Here is a 19979-nt window from a genome sequence, read left to right as displayed (position 1 = left end):
CGATGAAGCCCGTGCGCGGGGCCACGCCATTCGTCCGCAGATCATCGGCCCCTTGACCTACCTGTGGTTGGGGCAGGTTGAAGGTGAAGGCTTCGACAAGCTCGACTTACTCGACCGCCTGCTGCCGGTTTACGGCGAGATCCTCGGGCGGCTGGCGGGCAAGGGCGTTGAGTGGGTGCAGATCGACGAGCCGATCCTGACCCTGGACTTGCCGCAGGACTGGAAGAACGCCTTCGAACGCGCTTATCACGCCCTGCAATACTCGCCCCTCAAAAAGCTGCTTGCGGCGTCATGCGGCGGGCTGGGGCTGGGCAGCAACCTTGGCCTAGCGGTGTGCCTTCCGGTACAGGGCCTGCACGTCGATGTGCTCAGTGCGCCGGAGCAAATGCCTTTGGTGCTGGACCGTCTTCCGACCTACAAGGTGTTGTCGCTGGGGGTGGCAGGTGAGCGGGACGTGGCCGGAACCAACGCTGATGCCGCGTTGGAGGTGGTCAAGGAGGCTCAGCTGCGCTTTGCCGATAACCTCTGGGTCGCAGGGTCGATAGCGCAAACCGCAGCAGCGTGAATCCAGCGCGAGATGACCGTTTTGCTACCGCTCGGCCCTCTTCATCAAACTGTCACGCAACTGTGGCAGCGCGCTTGAGCACACTTCATCAGACTCGCGGCCTACTGGGGTTCTGTGTGTCGGTGTTTTTCCATGCGGGTTTTACTTTTTCTGGCTGCGCTCTTGTGCGGCCTGCCGTCTTTTGCGGCCTCTCGATGCGATATTGACGTCCCCACGCAAGTGGCCGAGCTCAATGACGTGCATCTGGCCTATCAAAGCATCGGGCGCGATGCCGATCCGGCGCTGCTGTTGGTCATGGGCCTTGGCGGACAGCTGATCCACTGGCCCGACGAGGTGGTCGTCGCCCTCTGTGAGCAGGGTTTTCGAGTCATTCGCTACGACAACCGGGACGTCGGGTTGTCGACGTGGGTCCAGTCGCCCCCGAGCGCCAACCTCACCTATGAAGTGCTGCGCTACAAAATCGGCCTGCCGGTGTCGGCGCCGTATTCGCTGACGGACATGGCTCAGGACGCGCTCGGCCTGATGGACACGCTCCACGTCCAGCAATTTCATGTGCTGGGGGCGAGCATGGGCGGCATGATTGCGCAGCACCTGGCGGACATGGCACCCAGGCGCGTGGAGAGCCTGACGCTCATCATGACCAGCTCCGGCGCGCCCGGCCTGCCGATGCCCAGCCCGGCATTGCTGCAACTGCTGGCGCGTCGCGGCGCTCCAGACCGGCAGACCGCCCTTGAGCAACAGGCCGATCTTCTGGCGGCGCTGGGCAGCCCGGAGGTCAAAGACGATCGGCAGACGCTGCTTCATCAAGCGGCGCTTTCCTACGACCGCGCGTTCAACCCTGAAGGCGTGAAGCGGCAGATTCTGGCGATCCTGTCCGAACCCAGCCGAGTGGAGCTGTTGAACCGTCTGCGCGTGCCGACGCTGGTCGTCCATGGCACCGCTGACCCGCTACTCCCCGTGATGCACGGGATTCATGTGGCGGCGCACATTCAGGGCAGTCAGCTGAAGCTTATTCCCGGTTTGGCCCATCGTTTTCAGGAAGCCTTCAAAGCCCCGTTGCTGGCGGCGGTTTTGCCTTATTTGCGCGAGCATCGCGAGGACGCCTCCCACGTCGCGCAGCTGTGACCTGGCAGGTGATGCAGTGGCGCACCTGACCGGCTTGCCGCGGCCGGCGCGCCTTTGCAGGGTTTGAGCGCCGGCCTGATCGGCGTATCGTGCAAGTTTTCCCCCTCGCACGAGGCTGCTATGAGCACACCCCTGAAAATCGATTTCATCTCCGACGTGTCCTGCCCCTGGTGCATCATCGGTCTGCGCGCGCTGGATCAGGCCCTTGAGCACTTGGGCGATGAAGTTCACGCCGACATTCACTTCCAGCCCTTCGAACTCAACCCGCAGATGCCGCCTGAAGGCCAAGACATTTTCGAGCACATCGCAGAAAAATACGGTTCGACGCCCGAGCAGTTTCAGGCCAACGCCGAGAACATCCGCGAGCGCGGCGCTGAACTCGGGTTTGTCTTCAAGCAAGGCGAGCGACGCATCTTCAACACCTTCGACGCCCATCGACTGCTCCACTGGGCGGAACTGGAAGGCAAGCAACACGCGTGTAAAGAAGCGCTGTTTACCGCGTATTTCAGCCAGCACGCCGATGTGTCCAGCCACGAGGTGCTGGCGGATATCGCGCAAAAGGTCGGTCTGGATCGGGTACGCGCCGAGGCTGTACTGAGCGGCGATCAGTACGCCGGCGAAGTCCGCGAGCTGGAACAATTGTGGGTGTCGCGCGGCGTGAGTTCGGTGCCGACGATCGTTTTCAATGACCAGTACGCGGTGTCCGGCGGGCAACCGGTCGACGTGTTCGTTAGCGCCATTCGTCAGATCGTCGGCGAGGAAGCGAGCGTGGTCAATTCGGCTGATCGGGACGCTTAATCAACCTGACGCGCAGCGCGCAGGCGGGTACTGCGGGGCTATCTCGCTTCCGGGACCTTCTGTCGGCCGCGCTGCCGGCGGTCATCAGCGGTAGTTACCCGGCCATCGCTCTCTAAAAAACGCTTGCTCCGCCGAGCCATTTTCGGATAACAATTTGTACATGATTAGACAGGTTCGATTCGACAAGAAAAAACGCGTGGTGGATGAGCTGGCCCGACGCATCGAGACCGGCCAGATGGGCTCGGGCGAACTGTTGCCCGGCGAGAATCTGCTCGCACAGGAATTCAACGTCAGCCGTGGCACGCTGCGCGAGGCGTTGTCCGAACTCAAGCGGCGCAATTACATCGCCACGCAAACCGGCGTGGGCTCGATTGTGACCTACGACGGTATATCGCTGGATCAGCGCGCCGGCTGGGCGCAAGCCCTGGCTGACACGGGCGCTCAGGTCAGCACCGAGATCCTGCGGCTGGTGGCGGTGCATCGGCCCGACCTGGCGGGCCGGTTTGGCAGGGCCGAGTTCGTCGCGCTGGACCGTCGTCGAACGGCAGGCGACGGCAGCGTGGTTTCCCTGGAGCGCGTGCTGATCCCCGCGTGTGACGGCCTTGAGAATCTGCCCCGCGACGGGCTGATCGAGGATTCGTTGACGGTAACGCTCGCCGCCCACGGTTACGTCGGTGATCGTGGCGACCAGTGGATCGGCGCCGAGCCGCTGAGCAACGACGACGCGGCTTTGATGTTGCGTCAGCCGGGCTCGGTTTTTCTCAAGGCGACGCGCACCACCTTTGATCGCCGCGAACGTTTCATGGAGCACGTGGAAAGCCTTCTGGACCCCGTGCATTTTCGTCTGCATCTGGCTTTTGGATCACCCACATGACTGCACTGATCGACATGCGCGACCGAGCCCTGGCCGCTTTCTACGGACTGGCGCTGGGCGACGCATTGGGCATGCCGACGCAGTCCCTGAATCGCGAGCAGATCAGGCAGCGTTTCAACCGCATCACCACGCTGCAGGCCGCCGCTGCCGATCAGCCGATTGCGCCGAACATGGCCGCCGGGTCGATCACCGACGACACCGAACAGGCGGTTCTGGTCGCTGAATTGCTGGTCGCTGGAGCAGGGCGCATCGAGCCTTCGGATCTGGCGCAGAGCCTGATCGACTGGGAAGCGGTGATGCAGGCCAAGGGTTCGCAAGACCTGCTGGGTCCCTCGACCAAGCGCGCCATCGAGATGATTCTGGCCGGGCACAGTCCTGAAGAAGCCGGGCGTTTCGGCACCACCAACGGAGCGGCCATGCGCATCACGCCGGTGGGCATTGCCTTTGATGTGTGCGACGAAGCGCGCTTCGTCGAGGCGGTGAAACAGGCTTGCCAGGTCACGCACAACACCAATCTCGGCATCTCCAGCGCGGCCGCTGTTGCGGCGGTTGTCTCGGCGGGCATCAGCGGTGCCAGTCTCAGCGAAGCCCTTGAAGTGGGTACGCGCATCGCCCTGCAAGCCGAGCGATTCGGTTACTGGATCGCCGGCGGGCGCATCGCTCCCCGGATCGAGTGGGCCAAGCAGCTGTGTACCGGTTGCAGCAATGAGCAACTGCCCGAACTGATTTATGACGTGATCGGCACGTCGGTCGCCTCGCAGGAGTCGGTCGTCGCCGCGTTCGCTCTTTCGCATCAGGTCGTGCAGCGCCAGCTATCGGCATTCGATGCGCTATGCATGGCCGCCAGTCTGGGCGGCGACACAGACACCATCGCCGCCATTCTCGGTGCGATGCTCGGCGCCTGTGAAGGCATGGGCGCCTGGCCCGGGTCGTTGATCAAACAGATCCAGACCGTCAACGGACTCGACCTTCATCCCGTCGTCGAGCAGTTACTGTCCCTGCGCGGGGTCTGACCCGACCGACGCCAGCCCGTATAAGAACAAGACCTACCTCGCGGCTCTATGCAGCGGCGAGTCAGGGTTTTTGCAGCCTGCAAAAGCCCACGCTGACACGGATGTCGTTTGCTTTGCGCACTGCCCACAACCAGAACAAATGGCACAGGAGCATTCACATGACATCAAGCAACGCCGTTCAAGGCGCAGGTCAGCTAGAAACACGCGGCATCGAACCGGTTCCGGAAAACGAATGCAACGGTCATCCGTTGCAGCTTTTCTGGGTCTGGTTCGCGGCCAACATCAGCATTCTCGGTTTGCCGCTGGGTGCCACGCTCGTGGCGTTTCGCGGGCTGTCGATCGGGCAGGCGATCATCGTAGCGATCCTGGGTGCTGCCGGATCGTTTGCAGTCGTCGGGGTCATCTCCATCGCAGGTCGCCGGGGCAGGGCGCCTAGCCTTACGCTGTCGCGGGCCATCTTCGGGGTACGCGGGAATATCGGTCCTACCGTTGTTTCGTTGATGTCGCGTCTGGGTTGGGAAACCGTGAACACCACAACGGCGGCATTCGTGCTGCTGTCGCTGTGCTCAATCCTCTTCGCCACGCCCGTGGAGGCCAAGAGTGCCCCGGGGCTGACCCTCGTCTTCATCGCCATTTTCGTGCTGATGACGCTGACCGTTTCCGGCCTGGGCCACGCCACTTTGCTGGTCATACAGAAATGGGCGACATACATTTTTGGCGCGTTGAACGTTGTCGTCGGTGGCTTCCTGATCGCGCACATCGACTGGGCCGCCGTGTTCAATGCCGCGCCTGCACCGGCGAGCGCGATGATCATCGGGATCGGCACCATGGCTGCGGGCACGGGCATCGGTTGGGCCAATGCAGGTGCCGACATGTCGCGCTACCAGCATCGCAGCGTCAAGGCCACGCGGCTGGTGGCGTCGGCCGCTTTCGGCGCGGGCATCCCGCTGATATTGCTGATCACCCTCGGCGGGCTTCTGTCGGTCGGCAACGATCACTTGGCATCGGCCACCGATCCGATCATTGCGATTCGTGAACTGCTGCCGACCTGGACGGCGGTGCCGTACCTGATCACCGCGTTCGGTGGCCTGCTGCTTTCCAACAACCTGTCGGTGTACTCGGCAGGGCTGACCACACTGACGCTGGGCCTCAGGATAAAGCGCGTGCATGCGGTGATTGTGGATATCGTGGCGATCTTTGCCGGTTCGATTTATTTCATGCTGATCGCCGACAGTTTCTACGGTCCTTTCATCACGTTCATTTCGATGCTGGCGGTGCCGATCACAGCGTGGGTCGGAATCTTCGTCGTTGACCTGATCCACCGTCACTACTATTCACCCGCCGACTTGATGGACGTTTCGCCGCGCAGCGCCTATTGGTATCGCGGCGGCATCGAGTGGCGCGCCCTGGGTGCATGGGCCCTGGCCATCGTCCTTGGCTACAGCTTCACCACCGTTGCGACCACGGCAGAGAATGTGCTTTTTAAAGGTGTGCTTTCCGACTCATGGTTCGGCCATAACGGGCTGGGCTGGATTGTGACGTTCGTGGTGGCAGGTGGTCTGTATGCGTTGCTGGGCGGTGCCCGGGATCGCCGTGTTGTTGCTCAAGAGGTCGCTCATGCCCGCTAGATTGCTTTACACCGGTCAGGTCGTGGTCGATCTGGTCATGGCCCTTGATGCCTTGCCTCGTTCCGGCGGAGACGTGCTCGCCCGCTCCGCAGCATTCGAAACAGGAGGGGGATTCAACGTCATGGCCGCTGCGCGCCGCAACGGTCTGCCAACCCTCTACCTCGGCCGCCACGGCGCAGGGCGCTTCGGCGACCTGGCGCGGCAGGCCATGGCGGCAGAAGGCATTGACGTCGCGGCGCCAGCTTCTACGGCTCAGGACACCGGACTCTCGGTGGCGCTTATCGAACCTTCGGCCGAGCGCTCGTTTATTTCCTGTGTGGGTGCCGAGGGCGGTCTGTCAGCGGATGACCTGCGCGGCGTCGCGGTGCAGCCTGAGGATTATGTGTTTGTCAGCGGCTACAGCTTGCTGCACGAGAATAAGGTCTCGACGCTGCTGGACTGGCTTTCGCAGTTACCATCGGGTGCGGGCGTCGTGTTTGATCCGGGGCCGCTGATCGGCTCGCCGGAAATGTCGGGAGTGAAGGACGTTTTGCCGTTGATCGACCTGTGGACCAGCAATGCCGAAGAGGCGCTGCGCTTCACCGGGTGCAATACGATCGAGGCGGCACTCGACACGCTGGAAGGCTGGCTGTGTCACGGTGCCCTGATAGTGGTGCGCGACGGGCCGAACGGTTGCTGGACTCGTCAGAGTTCCGAGACGCGACACGTGGACGGCTTTCCGGTAACGGCCATCGATACCAACGGCGCCGGTGACGCCCATGCCGGGGTATTGCTGGCCGGGTTGGCTGCGGGGCTTGCGGCAGGGGAGGCGGCACTGCGCGCCAATGCAGCCGCGGCCATCGCCGTCACCCGCTGGGGCCCGGCGACCGCCCCGACGGCGGCTGAGGTTGACGAGCTTGTCGGCAGCACTGAATTTCCCGCGACGCCCTGATAAACCCTGCCTTCGCACGAATTGTAGGAGCGTGGCTTGTCCCGCGATCTGGCGCGAAGCGGCAGCCAATCCGCTGACGGCGGTTCTCCAAGGGAGAACCGAGTTGTCCGGTTTTACGACTGCTGCGCAGCCGATCGCGGGACAAGCCACGCGCCTACCGCCAGAATCACAACGGGTACGTTGTTTACCCCAACCCGTATTTCTTGACCTTGTCGAACAGCGTGGTTTTGGCCATGCCCAGTTCCTGACTGGCCTGGCTGAGATTTCCGCCGCTGCGCTGCAAGGCTTCCCCGAGGAGGTTCTTTTCGAACGCTTCCACGGCTTCGGCGAAATCCAGGCGCTGGGTCGCGACTTCCGCGCCCGCCGTTTTGAACGCGGGCAGGCCCAACGCGTAGCGCTCGGCGACGTTGCGCAGCTCGCGCACATTGCCCGGCCAGTCATGGGCCAGCAACGCCGAGCGAGTGTGAGCATCCAGCGCTGGCGATTCGCGGTCGAAGCGCAGAGACGATTGCTGCAGGAAATGCTCGAACAATTGCAGGATGTCTTCGCGGCGCTCGCGCAGCGGCGGCAGTTCGAGCGTCACCACGTTCAGCCGGTAATAGAGGTCGCTGCGAAACTGGCCCGCTTTGCTCAGCGCGCTCAGCTCTGACTTGGTCGCGGCGATCACCCGGCAGTCCACCGCCACGCTCTGGTTCGAGCCCAGTCGCTCCAGCGTGCGCTCCTGCAATACCCGCAGCAGTTTGATCTGCAGGTTGATGGGCATGCTTTCGACTTCGTCGAGAAACAGCGTGCCGTTATGCGCGTGTTCGATCTTGCCGATGCGGCGTTTGCCGGCGCCGGTAAATGCGTTGGCCTCGTGACCGAAGATCTCGCTCTCGAACAGGCTTTCCGGCAAGCCCCCGCAGTTCAGTGCAACAAACTGCTGGTTATGGCGGCGGCTGAAGTCGTGCAGGCAACGGGCGACGAGTTCTTTGCCGGTGCCGGTTTCGCCTTCGATCAATACGTTGGCCGAGGTGTCGGCGACGTTGGCGATCAGCGCGCGCAGGTTCTGCATCGCCTGGGAGCGGCCAATGATCTTGCCTTCCAGCGAATCGCGTTCGGCCAGTTGCCGACGCAGCGACCAGACTTCCCGCGCCAGCCCACGCTGCTCCAGGGCGCGACGGGCCGCATCGACCAGCCGCTCGGGAGAGAAGGGCTTTTCCATGAAGTCATAGGCGCCATCGCGCATCGCCCCCACCGCCATAGACACGTCGCCGTGGCCGGTAATGAGCACAACGGGCAGGGTCCGGTCGCGCTCTTTCAGGCGCTTGAGCAGCTCCAGTCCGTCGATGCCTGGCAGGCGGATGTCACTGACGACGATGCCGGCAAAGTTCTCACCGACCAACGCCAGCGCTTCTTCTGCGCTGCCCACGCCCTGGCTGTGAATATCTTCCAGCGCCAGTGCCTGTTGGCAGCCGAGCAGGACATGCGGGTCGTCTTCGACGATGAGGACCGTCAGATCAGTGTTCATGGTTGATTCCAGGGCTTGCCAGCGAGAGCGGTCTGTCAGTTTTGATCATTGCTTAACATACGAATTGTGGGAGCGGGCTTGCTCGCGAACAGTAGGCCCGTCCGCAGCGGTTGGAATGCCGTCTTCGCCAGCAAGATCACTCCCACAGAGACTGGGGGGGCACGGATCTCTCATACACCCGCCGCCCGGCGATCCACCAGGGGCAACACCAGCACAAACATCGTGCCGCCCTCGGCCGGGTCTTCGGCATTGAGGGTGCCGCCTGCTGCGGCGGCAAGGCTGGCGGACAGCGTCAAACCCAGGCCCAGCCCTTGTTCGCCGGGTTTGGTGGTAAAGAACGGTTCGAACAGATGCTTGCGCGCTTCGGCATCGATGCCGTGGCCGTTGTCCCGCACGCGCAATCGGTAGCGGCCCTCGAACACGTCCCCCTCCAGCCACAGAACCGGCAGCGGCTGTGCCTGCATGGCGTCCAGCGCGTTGCCGATCAGATTGACCAATATCTGCTCCAGTCGGGTCTGGTCGATGGCCAGTTCGACATCATCGATCTGTTGATGCAGGTCCAGCGATGCGCTGTCGAGGCGGGCCGCAAGCAATTGCAGCGCAGCCTCGACCGCCTTGACCAGTGACGCCTGGCCTTTGTCTTCTCCGCGTCGGGCAAAGGCGCGCAGGCTTGCGGTGATGCGGCCCATGCGATCGACCAGATCGTTGATGGTGCGCAGATTGGCGCTCGCTGTGTCCAGCGCGCCGCGTTCGAGGAACCGCACGGTGTTGCCCGACAACGTGCGCAGCGCGGCCAGCGGCTGATTCAGCTCATGGGCAATGCTGGTCGACATCTGGCCGATGGCGGCGAGTTTGCCGGCCTGGATCAGTTCGTCCTGGGCCTGTCGCAGGGTTTCTTCGGCCTGGCGGCGTTCGCGGATCTGACCCTTCAGGCGTTCATTGCTGGCGCGCAGGTCGGCGGTGCGGTCGGTGATACGCCGCTCAAGTTCGTTGTTCGCCTGCTCCAGCGCTTCACGGGCGGCGAGGCGGGTCGAGATCACCTTGCGCCGCTCGTTCCAGGCAATGAGCAGAAACGCCACCAGTGCACAGGCGACGGCGACGAGCATGCCCTGATTGGCGGCTTCCCGGCGCAGGTCTTCCAGTGGCGTCAGCAGGGTCAGGTGCCAGGGCGTGTCGGCCAGTTCGCGGGTCTGCGCCAGATAGCTCACCACCGTGTGCTCATGGTCGACGCTGCTGTTGGCGGGAAAGGTCAGCTTCTCCACGCCATCGGCAATCGACTCACGTTCCAGCGGCACCAGTTCGTTGAGCGGAAACCAGTAATACTGCAGGCTGCGCGCCAGTCGCTCTTTGATATCGGCGGTCAGCGGGCGGACTGATTTCAGGCGTCGCGCAGGGTCGCTGGAGAGAATGATGATGCCGTTCTCGTCGCTGACGAACGCCTCCAGACGCGCCCGCTGCCAGCGCTCTTCCAGCGCTTCGAGCCTGACCTTGATCACCGCGACGCCGATGATCTTGCCTTTCTCTTCAAGCCCGTGAGCCAGGTAATAACCCGGCTCCCCGGTGGTGCTGCCGATGCCATAAAACCGCCCGGGCAGGCCGCGAATCGCGTCTTGATAATAGGCCCGGAAGGACAAGTCTTCACCGAGGTAACTGTCGGCATCGCGCCAGTTGCTCGTCGCCAGCACTCGGCCGGTGGTGTCCAGTACATAAATGGCCCGACTGCGGCTGCGCCGGTTCAGGCCTTCGAGGTAATCATTGACCCTGGCGCGCAACTCCGCGGACGGGTTGTTGAGCAGGTCGGAAACATTGGATTCCAGCTCCAGCACGCTGGGCAGGTAGTTGTACTTGTTGATTTCGCTCTCGACGGTGCGCGCATGCAGCTCCAGCTGACGCTGACCGTTTTCGCCCAGCGCCTTGACGGCGTTCTTCTCGCTGTACAAATACGTGACGTAACCCAGCGCAATCATCAGGAGGATGATCAGCGGCGGCACGAACAGATGGCGAATCAGTCGGGGTTTCACGGCGAGTGATGGCGGCGCGGCGCGGTGGAGAGGGGGGTCGCATTTCATCACAGTCGTCCTGGACCGACCAGCCGCCCGTTCATCACAGATGAACGAGCAGCCGGTGGTTGTGTGCCCTCGAAGGGCTAATGCTTTTAGTGCTGCAGGATTTTGTTGAGGAATTGCTGAGCCCGCTCGGATCGCGCGTTGACGTCACCGAAGAATTCTTCCTTCTCGCAGTCTTCGACGATCTGGCCCTTGTCCATGAAGATCACCCGATCCGCCACTTTGCGGGCGAAGCCCATTTCGTGGGTCACGCACATCATGGTCATGCCTTCATGGGCCAGTTGCACCATGACGTCGAGCACTTCGTTGACCATTTCAGGGTCGAGCGCGGAAGTCGGTTCGTCGAACAGCATCACCACCGGGTCCATCGCCAGCGCGCGGGCGATCGCCACACGCTGTTGCTGGCCACCCGAAAGCTGCCCCGGATGCTTGTGCGCGTGGGCCGACAAGCCGACACGTTCGAGCAATTGCAGGCCTTTTTTGGTGGCCTCTTCCTTGCTGCGGCCCAGCACCTTGATCTGCGCGATGGTCAGGTTTTCGGTGATGGTCAGGTGCGGAAACAGCTCGAAATGCTGGAACACCATGCCGACGCGCGAACGCAGTTTCGGCAGGTTGGTCTTTGGATCAGCGATCGACGTGCCATCGACCACGATGTCGCCTTTTTGAAACGGCTCCAGCGCGTTGACGCATTTGATCAGCGTGGACTTGCCAGAGCCCGACGGTCCGCAGACCACAATCACTTCGCCCTTTTTGACCTCCGTGCTGCAATCGGTCAGCACCTGGAAGTCCCCATACCACTTGTTGATATTTTTGATGGAAATCATACGGCTAACCTTTTTTGCATGAACTTGACCAGGCGCGACGCGGCGAAGCTGATCGTGAAGTACACCAGACCGGCGACGATCAGGAACTCGTTGGAGCGCCCGATGATGTCGCCACTGGAGCGTGCCGAGTTGAGGAAGTCGACCAGACCGACCGTGTAGACCAGCGAGGTGTCCTGAAACAGGATGATGCTTTGCTGCAACAGCAGCGGGGTCATCTTGCGGAACGCCTGCGGCAGGATAATCAGGCGCATCATCTGGCCGTACGTCATGCCCAGCGCTTGAGCGGCGCCCATCTGGCCACGGGAAATCGACTGCACACCGGCACGGACGATTTCACAGAAGTACGCAGCCTCGAACATCATGAACGCCACGACGCAGGAGGTGAACGCACCGATCGGCGTGTCCTGGCCGGTGATCCAGCGCAGCACGAACGGCACCGCCAGGTAGAACCAGGTGATGACCAGCAGCAGCGGAATCGAGCGGAAATAGTTGACGTAGGCGCCGGCGACACGCGAGGCCAGTTTATTGGACGACAACCGCATCAGGGCCAGGATCGTGCCGATGATGATGCCACCCACGACGCCCATGACCATCAACTGCAAGGTCATGAGCATGCCGTTCCACATGCCCGGGATCGCCGGGATCACTCCAGAGAAGTCCATTATTTACCCCCCACGGAGATCAGGCCCGGTACCGCGACTTTCTTCTCGACCAGACGCATGAGCAACATCAGGCTCATGTTCAGGGTGAAGTAGATCAACGTGGCGAGGGTGAAGGCTTCGAACAGGTTCGCGGAGAACTCGGCGGTCTGCTTGGTTTGCGCGAGCAATTCCATCAGGCCGATCAGCGACGCCACGGACGAGTTCTTGAACACGTTGAGGAATTCGGAGGTGAGCGGTGGAATGATGATCCGGTACGCCTGCGGCAGCAGCACGTTCCAGTAGATTTGCGGCAGCTTGAAACCCATGGCGCGCGCCGCAGATTCCTGCCCCAACGGTAGCGCCTGAATACCGGTACGCACTTGCTCGCACACACGTGCGGCGGTGAACAGGCCCAGGCACACGACAACGCTCAGAAACGCCGAGGTGGTCGGATTAAGGTCTTGCTTGTACCACTCCTGCAGGTTCTCGGGCAGCAGATCCGGCACCAGGAAGTACCAGATGAACAGCTGCACCAGCAGTGGCACATTACGGAAAATTTCCACGTAAATCGTGGCAATCGACGAAACGATGCGGTTTGGCACCGTGCGCATCACCCCGAGCACCGAGCCCAGGAACAACGCAATGATCCAGGCGGCGACGGCAATGGCGATGGTCCAGCCCAGCCCGGTGATGTACCAGTCCAGATAGGTCTCGCTGCCGACGCCCGTGGACTTGAAGAACACGCCCCAGTCCCAGTTGTAATTCATCAGGGTCTCCCCTCTGATCGATCGTTATGCACGCAGACGCCAGGTAGCGACTTCCGGAAACGCAGGGCGTTTCCGGAAGACAGGCTTTTCACGTTTTCAGGATAGCGGAGCGAAGGACTCAGGCCTTCTTGTCCGGCGCCGGCTTGTCGTTCGGGTTGGCGATCAGCGCTTTGAGCTGCTCGCTCATCGGGAACATCAGGTTCAGGCCTTTTGGTGGAATCGGCTGGGTGAACCACTTGTCGTAGATCTTGTTGATCTCGCCCGATTTGTAGGTCGCCACGATGGCGTCATCGACGGCTTTCTTGAACGCAGGGTCTTCCTTGCGAACCATGCAACCGTAGATTTCGTACGATTGAGGGGTGCCGGTCACGGCCCAGTCGGTTGGCTTCTTGGCCTTGGCCATTTCGCCGGCGAGCAGGGCGTCGTCCATCATGAAGGCGACGGCACGGCCCGACTCCAGCATCTGGAACGACTCGCCGTGGTCCTTCGCAGAGATCACGTTCATGCCCATCTGCTTGTCGGCGTTCATGGCCTTGAGGATGCGCTCGGACGTGGTGCCCGCGGTGGTCACGACGTTCTTGCCCTTGAGGTCATCGAAGTCTTTGTAAGAGGAGTCAGCCTTGCTCAGCAGACGGGTGCCGATTTCGAAAATGCCGACAGAGAAGTCGACTTGCTGGGCGCGCTCGGCGTTGTTGGTGGTCGAACCACATTCAACGTCGACGGTGCCGTTCTGCACCAGCGGAATACGGGTCTGAGAAGTGACCAGGTTGTATTTGACCTTCAGGTCAGGCATGTCCAGGTCTTTTTTAATCGCTTCAACGATCTTCAGCTGGATGTCAGCGGAGTAACCCACTGGCACGCCGGAAGCATCAGCGATGTAGGAAAAAGGAATAGAGGAGTCGCGGTGACCGAGGGTGATGGTGCCGGACTCTTTGATTTTTTTCAGAGTGCCAGTCAGTTCAGCAGCGAAAACGGGGGTGGTGATCAAAGCGGCAGCAATGGCTGCGCCCAGGAGTTGGGGAACGATGCGCATCTGGTTTTCCTCGACATTGTTTTTTTTATTGGACCGGTGTTGGACGGCCCTATCGTTTCAGAGCGCTTCAACGGCGGCCCAGTCAGGCGATCCGCTACATCGAAGCAATCGTGAGGAGTGTAGAGCATGAGTCATGCCAGAGATGGGGGCGAGGCTAAGCGTATGAAAGTGTTGGCTATTTATGGAGGAGGGGATCTAGCAGGGCGGGCCGGCCGTCCGGGATTCCGAATCGGATGGGGCAGTGTGTTCGGGAATCCGAATGATAACGGTGGGGTGGCGCGTGTTGAGACGTATGTTTTGCGGTGTGCTGTCTGACGCTTTCCCGGCTAAAACCCGTCCTACAAAATCTCGTCATTTCAGTAGGACGGCGTTAGCCGGGAATTCGGTCTGGCAAATTATGCGTGGATCTTTGGTGCCGACACTGACCAGTCAAGCCGGTCAATAGCCCTGTTGCTGCTTGCGACATTGTCCAGGTACCGCTGGACGTTCTCGTGCTCCTGGGCATTGGTGAACAAGCCAAGCTTGGTCCGGCGCCAGAGAATGTCGTCGGCCTTGGTCGCCCACTCCTCGCTGCAAAGGTAATCCACCTCGCGGCTGTACAGACCGCCGCCCAAGTGCTCGCCCATCTCGCTCAACCCCTGCACGCCTTCGACGATGCGCCAGCTACGCGAACCATAGGTGATCGCCCAACGCTTCGCGGTTTCGGCCGTGAGCCAGCTGCAGCGCTGCTCCAGCTCGGCAGCCAGCACCTGCGGCGTGGTCATGTTCTCGCCGCCCGGCAGACTGGCTTTCGCTGTCCAGCTTGGCTTCATCTGCGGGAAGAACGGTGCGAGCTGTTGCATCGCCGATTCCGCCAGCTTGCGGTAGGTGGTCAGCTTGCCGCCAAACACCGAGAGAATCGGCGCTTCCTGGGCGCTGCCCGACAACGCCAAGGTGTAATCGCGGGTAATCGCGGAGGGGTTGTCCGATTCGTCGTTGCACAACGGACGCACACCCGAATAGCTGCGCAGGATGTCGGCGCGGCTGAGCTGCTTTTTGAAGTGCTCGTTGACGATCTTCAGCAGGTAATCGGTTTCGCCTTCGGTGATCGCCACCTTCGCCGGGTCACCGGTGTACTCACGGTCAGTCGTACCGATGATGGTGAAGCGTTCCAGGTAAGGAATGGCGAACACGATGCGCTGATCTTCGTTCTGCAGAATGAAGGCGTTTTCCCCTTCATACAGTTTAGGCACGATCAGGTGGCTGCCTTGAATCAGCCGGATGCCGTACTGGGATTCGAGCTTGAGGTCTTCACGGATGAACTTGGCGACCCATGGACCGGCCGCATTCACCAGCGCTTTGGCGCGAATGGAGAACGAGCTGCCGTCGGCGCGCTCCATGTCCATGTGCCAGACACCGTCGGCGCGACGGGCGCTCAAACAGCGGGTCTGCGTGTGAATGTGCGCGCCTTTTTCCCGAGCGGCCATGGCGTTGAGGACGACCAGGCGTGCATCGTCAACCCAGCAATCGGAGTACTCGAAGCCCTTGGTGATCGAGCTGTTCAGCGGGCTGTTGGCACCGAAGCGGATGGTTTTCGACGCAGCCAGCTTCTCGCGTTTGCCCAGGTGGTCATACAGGAACAGCCCGGCGCGGATCATCCACGCAGGGCGCAGGTGGGGGCGGTGTGGCAGCACGAAGCGCATGGGTTTTACGATGTGCGGCGCTTTTTCCAGCAACACTTCGCGCTCGGCCAACGCTTCGCGTACCAGACGGAATTCGTAGTGTTCAAGATAACGCAGGCCACCGTGGATCAGCTTGCTGCTGGCCGAAGAGGTGTGGCTGGCAAGGTCGTCCTTCTCACAGAGAAAGACAGAGAGGCCCCGGCCCGATGCGTCTGCTGCAATGCCGACACCATTGATGCCGCCACCGATCACGGCAACGTCGTAGACCTCGGAAAGAGGGGGAGTCGGCAAACTGGACTGGGCCATCGGGGCCTCCTGATCGTTCAATCATTTTCGAATTCGGCGCGACGGAAGGGGCGAATTCGAACATTTATGTTCATTTCCGAAAATAGTAGCGCAATAACAGGCGCGCAGCCACACAGGATTCATTGAAAATACTGATGGGAGCTTGGGGAAAAGAACAAAAGTGAACATCGGGGGAGGGAGCGAGCGCGCTCATCGCGCCCGCGTGCAGCTCAGGCCGTTAAACCACTTCCAGCCGGATCTTGTTCTGCGTGAGCAGCTGCGCCAGTGCGGGCACAGGCGTCTGATCCGTGACCAGGCAATCGATCAGGCTGATCGGTCCCAGACGTACCATCGCGTTACGCCCGAATTTGCTGGAGTCCGCAGCCAGAATCACCTGGCGCGCGTTGGCGATGATCGCCTGGGAAACGCGCACTTCCTGATAATCGAAGTCGAGCAAGCTGCCGTCTTCGTCGATCCCGCTGATGCCCACCAAGGCGAAATCAACCTTGAACTGCGTGATGAAGTCCACGCTCGCCTGACCGACCACGCCGCCATCACGCCGCACATTACCGCCGGCCAGCAGCACCTCGAAGTCATCCTTGCCGCTGAGGATCGACGCCACGTGCAGGTTGTTCGTGATGATCTTCAGATGGTTGTGATTGAGCAGCGCCCTGGCGATCGATTCTGTCGTCGTCCCGATGTTGATGAACAGCGACGCGTGATCTGGGATCTGCGCGGCGATGGCCTCGGCAATGCGCTGTTTTTCATCGCGCATCTGATCGGCACGCATGGCGTAAGCGGTGTTTTCGATGCTGGAGTCGTAGGCCGCGCCGCCGTGGTAGCGACGCAGAAGGTTCATTTCCGCCAGCTGATTGATGTCGCGGCGGATGGTTTGCGGGGTGACGACGAACAGCTGCGCCATTTCCTCGATGCTGACGTAGCCGCGCTCACGGACCAGCTCGAGGATCTGCTGTTGACGGGGTGGCAGATTCATTTTTTATCCTTCGGGCACGGGCGCCCATGATGCCGCAGGCAGCCATTACCTGTCAGCCGGAAAAAATGCGTCTGCCGCTCCGTTAAGTACCGCGCTTATTCGGCTGTTTCGTGCGGTTCCCAATCACGGGTGCGGTCCACTGCCTTGCGCCAGCCGGCGTAGCGTTTCTCCTTCTCGGCGTCATCGCATTGCGGTTCGAACGTGCGCTCGATGACCGCCTTGCCCTTCAGCTCATCCAGGCCGCTCCAGAACCCGATCGCCAGACCGGCCAGGTACGCCGCGCCCAGTGCCGTGGTTTCGCGCATCTTAGGGCGCTCAACCGGTGTACCGAGGATGTCGGCCTGGAATTGCATGAGGAAGTTGTTCGCAACGGCGCCACCGTCCACGCGAAGGGCCTTGAGCGGCTCGCCGGCATCTTGCTGCATGGCGTCGAGCACATCGCGGGTCTGATAGGCGATGGATTCCAGCGCCGCCCGAATGATGTGGTCGACTTTCACGCCACGGGTCAGACCGAACAGCGCGCCGCGGGCATACGGGTCCCAGTAAGGCGCGCCCAGGCCTGTGAAGGCCGGCACCAGATAAACGCCGTTGCTGTCCTTCACCTTGGTGGCGAAGTATTCGGTGTCGATGGAATCGTTGACGATTTTCAGCTCGTCACGCAGCCATTGCACAGTGGAGCCGCCATTGAACACCGCACCCTCCAGCGCATACGCCACTTCGCCTCGCGGACCGCAACCGATGGTGGTGAGCATGCCGTGGCTGGATTTCACGGCTTTCTTGCCCGTGTTCATCAGCAGGAAGCAACCTGTGCCGTAGGTGTTCTTCGCCTGACCGGGCTCGACGCACATCTGGCCGAACAAGGCCGATTGCTGATCGCCGGCAATCCCGGCGATGGCGATACCGCTTTTGCTGTGGCCATACACTTCGGACGACGACTTGACCTCTGGCAACATCTCCCGAGGCACACCCAGCACGTCGAGCATGCGCTGGTCCCATTCCAGCGTATGGATGTTGAACATCATGGTGCGCGACGCGTTGGTGTAGTCGGTGACGTGCACCTTGCCGCCGGTAAACTTCCAGATCAGCCAGCTATCGATGGTGCCGAACAGCAGTTCGCCACGGCGGGCTCGCTCACGGCTGCCCTCGACGTGGTCAAGAATCCACTTCAGCTTGCTGCCGGAGAAGTACGGGTCGATGACCAGACCGGTCGTGTCCCGGATGTAGTCTTCCAGACCGTCGCGCTTGAGTTGCTGACAGATCTCGGTGCTGCGGCGGCACTGCCAGACCACAGCGTTGTAGATCGGGCGGCCGGTGTCCTTTTCCCAGACCACCGTGGTTTCACGCTGATTGGTGATTCCGATGGCGGCGATCTGGTTGTGGTGCAGATTGGCTTGCGCCAGAACCTTGGTCATGCACGCGGTCTGGGTTGCGAAGATCTCCATCGGGTCGTGCTCGACCCAACCAGGCTGGGGATAATGCTGAACGAATTCGCTCTGGGCGCTGCTGACCACGTTGGCGTCACGGTCAAAAATGATGGCGCGGGAGCTGGTGGTGCCTTGGTCCAGAGCGATGATGTAATTCTTGTTTTCGGTGTCGGTCATGTCGAATGCCTGGTGATAAAGCGTGTGTCCGGAAACTGCCGTCCGTAGGTGCCTGTGCGCACTGATACCGGGATGGCATCAAGGAAGCAAGCGGGATATTCGTATTCGAAAAAATATAGACGTAAACGAACCTTGTCAAAGGTCGAAAGTGAACGCAGTTGATGAATGTTCCGAGTCACGGATATTAGTGGATAAGTCCTTCGCAAACGCAGGCATTTCGACGATTGATGGCCTAAAGTATCGTCAGCAAACAAGTAAGTGTCTGGCTGTCTGGAGCGCTGCATGACCCCCGCATTGGATTTACTGAAAAAGGTTCGCGCCGAACATCGCGTGCACAGTTACGAGCACGATCCCAAAGCTGCATCGTATGGCCTGGAAGCGGCGGAAAAGCTTGATTTGCCCCCCGCTCAGGTGTTCAAGACCTTGCTGGCCAGCACCGAAAGAGGCGAGCTGCTGGTGGCCGTGGTGCCGGTCGTGGGCTCGCTGGACCTGAAAGCCCTGGCCCATGCAGCGGGCGTGAAGAAGGCCGAGATGGCTGACCCGGCCGCCGCACAGCGTGCCACGGGCTATTTGCTCGGCGGCATCAGCCCGCTGGGGCAGAAAAAGAGGCTGCGCACCTTCATTGACGAGTCCGCTCAACCGTTGCCCACCATTTTTGTCAGCGCGGGTCGGCGCGGGCTTGAAGTCGAACTGCCCGCCGCCGTACTTGCACAACACACCGGTGCGAGCTTTGCCCGGATCGGCCGGGAATGACTCGCCGGGTGCGTCAGAAATGCCTGGCCCTTCAACGCGGCGATGCTGGCCGCAGACCCGCAGCACCCGAGCCGGGTTGCCGCGTTTATTAATCGGGGATGCCTTCCATGCAACTTGAATTTCATCAGGTCGACGCCTTCACCGACCGCCCTTTCTCCGGCAACCCGGCGATGATCTACCGCCTCGACGCCTGGCTTTCCGATCAACTGATGCAACAAATTGCCTCAGAGCACAACTTGTCGGAGACCGCTTTCCTCGTCCGTGAAGCCGCCGGCTGGCACATACGCTGGTTTACCCCGACCGATGAAGTGCCGCTGTGCGGGCATGCGACCCTGGCCAGCGCGTTCGTGTTGTTCGAAAAGTACGCGGAGAAGGCGGAGGTGATCCACTTCATCGGCAAAGCCGGGCCCTTGAGTGTGAGCCGTGAAAATAATCGGCTGGTGCTGGACTTTCCCTCGATGCCCCCCGCCGAACAGGGCGTGACGGTGGAGATCGAGCGTGCTTTGGGTATGGCAGTCGTCGACGTGCTCAGCGCGGCGGAATTGGTCGTGGTGCTGGAGTCGGAGCAGGCGGTTCGCGATTGCAAGCCCGACTTCAACGCCATCGCGCGTTTGCCGTGGCCCGGCGTGATCGTGACGGCCAAGGGTGACGGTGAACGCTACGATTTTGTCTCGCGCTACTTCGCGCCGGGCATTGGTATCAATGAGGACCCGGTGACGGGTTCGACTCACTGCAGCCTGATTCCCTACTGGTCGGCCCGCTTGAACAAATTCAGCCTGACGGGTTACCAGGCGTCAGCGCGGGGAGGTGAGCTGTTCTGCCGTCTGGAGGGTGACCGCGTGAAGATCGGCGGGCATGCGACGCTGGTGGCCAGCGGCACGCTGGTGCTGGGCTAAACGCCTGGCCTTGT

Annotated in this window: 17 protein-coding genes and 1 pseudogene; 9 read left to right on the top strand and 9 right to left on the bottom strand. The window is 61.3% G+C overall.

The window, feature by feature from the left end; all coding sequences use genetic code 11:
* The 7 genes and pseudogenes from VF672_RS09970 to VF672_RS09940 form a co-directional block, all read left to right on the top strand.
* Positions 1-541: pseudogene (locus tag VF672_RS09970) on the top strand (5-methyltetrahydropteroyltriglutamate--homocysteine S-methyltransferase); the annotation flags it as partial.
* 156 nt (positions 542-697) lie between these two features.
* Positions 698-1690 carry an alpha/beta hydrolase gene (locus VF672_RS09965; RefSeq protein WP_331104203.1) on the top strand — a complete coding sequence of 331 codons (993 nt, stop codon included), beginning with the start codon at positions 698-700 and terminating at the stop codon, positions 1688-1690.
* A gap of 120 nt (positions 1691-1810) precedes the next feature.
* Positions 1811-2488: a DsbA family oxidoreductase gene (locus VF672_RS09960; RefSeq protein WP_331104201.1), complete on the top strand. Its 678-nt coding sequence runs from the start codon at positions 1811-1813 to the stop codon at positions 2486-2488.
* Between the two features lie 160 nt (positions 2489-2648).
* A complete protein-coding gene (locus VF672_RS09955; protein ID WP_331104199.1) occupies positions 2649-3362 on the top strand; it encodes a GntR family transcriptional regulator in 714 nt (237 codons plus the stop codon).
* Positions 3359-4375 carry an ADP-ribosylglycohydrolase family protein gene (locus tag VF672_RS09950; RefSeq protein WP_331104197.1) on the top strand — a complete coding sequence of 339 codons (1017 nt, stop codon included), beginning with the start codon at positions 3359-3361 and terminating at the stop codon, positions 4373-4375. The genes VF672_RS09955 and VF672_RS09950 overlap by 4 nt, the downstream gene beginning before the upstream one ends.
* Positions 4376-4533: 158 nt before the next feature.
* Positions 4534-6003, top strand: a complete 1470-nt coding sequence (locus VF672_RS09945; RefSeq protein ID WP_331104195.1) for a purine-cytosine permease family protein — start codon at positions 4534-4536, stop codon at positions 6001-6003.
* Entirely contained in the window at positions 5993-6934 is a 942-nt protein-coding gene (locus tag VF672_RS09940) for a PfkB family carbohydrate kinase (protein ID WP_331104193.1), read from the top strand. The genes VF672_RS09945 and VF672_RS09940 overlap by 11 nt, the downstream gene beginning before the upstream one ends.
* A gap of 184 nt (positions 6935-7118) precedes the next feature.
* On the opposite strand, the gene VF672_RS09935 is transcribed toward VF672_RS09940, so the two are convergent.
* From VF672_RS09935 to glpK, 9 genes are all read right to left on the bottom strand, one after another.
* Positions 7119-8444 carry a sigma-54 dependent transcriptional regulator gene (locus VF672_RS09935; RefSeq protein ID WP_331104191.1) on the bottom strand — a complete coding sequence of 442 codons (1326 nt, stop codon included), beginning with the start codon at positions 8442-8444 and terminating at the stop codon, positions 7119-7121.
* Positions 8445-8614: 170 nt separating this feature from the next.
* Positions 8615-10513 carry a sensor histidine kinase gene (locus VF672_RS09930; protein WP_331104190.1) on the bottom strand — a complete coding sequence of 633 codons (1899 nt, stop codon included), beginning with the start codon at positions 10511-10513 and terminating at the stop codon, positions 8615-8617.
* An 86-nt stretch (positions 10514-10599) separates the two neighbouring features.
* Positions 10600-11334, bottom strand: a complete 735-nt coding sequence (locus VF672_RS09925) for an amino acid ABC transporter ATP-binding protein (protein WP_037012313.1) — start codon at positions 11332-11334, stop codon at positions 10600-10602.
* Complete coding sequence (locus VF672_RS09920) at positions 11331-11999, bottom strand: ABC transporter permease subunit (RefSeq protein ID WP_331104205.1); 669 nt, start codon at positions 11997-11999, stop codon at positions 11331-11333. The genes VF672_RS09925 and VF672_RS09920 overlap by 4 nt, the downstream gene beginning before the upstream one ends.
* Positions 11996-12742, bottom strand: coding sequence for an amino acid ABC transporter permease (locus VF672_RS09915; protein WP_331104189.1), 747 nt, complete (start codon positions 12740-12742; stop codon positions 11996-11998). Before VF672_RS09915 ends, VF672_RS09920 begins: the two co-directional genes overlap by 4 nt.
* Positions 12743-12860: 118 nt before the next feature.
* Complete coding sequence (locus VF672_RS09910; protein ID WP_037012307.1) at positions 12861-13775, bottom strand: glutamate/aspartate ABC transporter substrate-binding protein; 915 nt, start codon at positions 13773-13775, stop codon at positions 12861-12863.
* A gap of 395 nt (positions 13776-14170) precedes the next feature.
* On the bottom strand, positions 14171-15742 hold the full coding sequence (gene glpD, locus VF672_RS09905; protein WP_331104187.1) for a glycerol-3-phosphate dehydrogenase: 1572 nt from the start codon (positions 15740-15742) through the stop codon (positions 14171-14173).
* A gap of 217 nt (positions 15743-15959) precedes the next feature.
* Positions 15960-16715 (bottom strand): DeoR/GlpR family transcriptional regulator, encoded by a 756-nt coding sequence (locus VF672_RS09900; RefSeq protein ID WP_331104185.1) that lies wholly within the window; start codon positions 16713-16715, stop codon positions 15960-15962.
* Positions 16716-16810: 95 nt separating this feature from the next.
* Positions 16811-18316, bottom strand: coding sequence for a glycerol kinase GlpK (gene glpK, locus VF672_RS09895; protein ID WP_331104182.1), 1506 nt, complete (start codon positions 18314-18316; stop codon positions 16811-16813).
* A gap of 282 nt (positions 18317-18598) precedes the next feature.
* Here glpK and ybaK point away from each other — a divergent pair, with 282 nt between their 5' ends.
* The gene (gene ybaK / locus VF672_RS09890) at positions 18599-19069 is read left to right on the top strand and encodes a Cys-tRNA(Pro) deacylase (RefSeq protein ID WP_331104179.1); all 471 of its coding nucleotides are present in this window, start codon (positions 18599-18601) and stop codon (positions 19067-19069) included.
* 107 nt (positions 19070-19176) lie between these two features.
* Positions 19177-19965: a PhzF family phenazine biosynthesis protein gene (locus tag VF672_RS09885; protein ID WP_331104177.1), complete on the top strand. Its 789-nt coding sequence runs from the start codon at positions 19177-19179 to the stop codon at positions 19963-19965.
* Positions 19966-19979: the final 14 nt, after the last annotated feature.

The sequence above is a fragment of the Pseudomonas sp. genome (assembly GCF_036387035.1).
Classification (GTDB): Bacteria; Pseudomonadota; Gammaproteobacteria; order Pseudomonadales; family Pseudomonadaceae; genus Aquipseudomonas.
This window is presented reverse-complemented; position numbering and strand designations above follow the sequence as displayed.

Coding starts and splice junctions, on each gene's coding strand:
- VF672_RS09915 (WP_331104189.1), bottom strand. CDS start 12,742: ATGAATTACAACTGGGACTGGGGCGTGTTCTTCAAGTCCACGGGCGTC.
- VF672_RS09930 (WP_331104190.1), bottom strand. CDS start 10,513: ATGAAATGCGACCCCCCTCTCCACCGCGCCGCGCCGCCATCACTCGCC.
- VF672_RS09960 (WP_331104201.1), top strand. CDS start 1,811: ATGAGCACACCCCTGAAAATCGATTTCATCTCCGACGTGTCCTGCCCC.
- VF672_RS09900 (WP_331104185.1), bottom strand. CDS start 16,715: ATGAATCTGCCACCCCGTCAACAGCAGATCCTCGAGCTGGTCCGTGAG.
- VF672_RS09935 (WP_331104191.1), bottom strand. CDS start 8,444: ATGAACACTGATCTGACGGTCCTCATCGTCGAAGACGACCCGCATGTC.
- VF672_RS09925 (WP_037012313.1), bottom strand. CDS start 11,334: ATGATTTCCATCAAAAATATCAACAAGTGGTATGGGGACTTCCAGGTG.
- VF672_RS09940 (WP_331104193.1), top strand. CDS start 5,993: ATGCCCGCTAGATTGCTTTACACCGGTCAGGTCGTGGTCGATCTGGTC.
- VF672_RS09950 (WP_331104197.1), top strand. CDS start 3,359: ATGACTGCACTGATCGACATGCGCGACCGAGCCCTGGCCGCTTTCTAC.
- VF672_RS09965 (WP_331104203.1), top strand. CDS start 698: ATGCGGGTTTTACTTTTTCTGGCTGCGCTCTTGTGCGGCCTGCCGTCT.
- glpK (WP_331104182.1), bottom strand. CDS start 18,316: ATGACCGACACCGAAAACAAGAATTACATCATCGCTCTGGACCAAGGC.
- VF672_RS09945 (WP_331104195.1), top strand. CDS start 4,534: ATGACATCAAGCAACGCCGTTCAAGGCGCAGGTCAGCTAGAAACACGC.
- VF672_RS09910 (WP_037012307.1), bottom strand. CDS start 13,775: ATGCGCATCGTTCCCCAACTCCTGGGCGCAGCCATTGCTGCCGCTTTG.
- glpD (WP_331104187.1), bottom strand. CDS start 15,742: ATGGCCCAGTCCAGTTTGCCGACTCCCCCTCTTTCCGAGGTCTACGAC.
- VF672_RS09885 (WP_331104177.1), top strand. CDS start 19,177: ATGCAACTTGAATTTCATCAGGTCGACGCCTTCACCGACCGCCCTTTC.
- ybaK (WP_331104179.1), top strand. CDS start 18,599: ATGACCCCCGCATTGGATTTACTGAAAAAGGTTCGCGCCGAACATCGC.
- VF672_RS09955 (WP_331104199.1), top strand. CDS start 2,649: ATGATTAGACAGGTTCGATTCGACAAGAAAAAACGCGTGGTGGATGAG.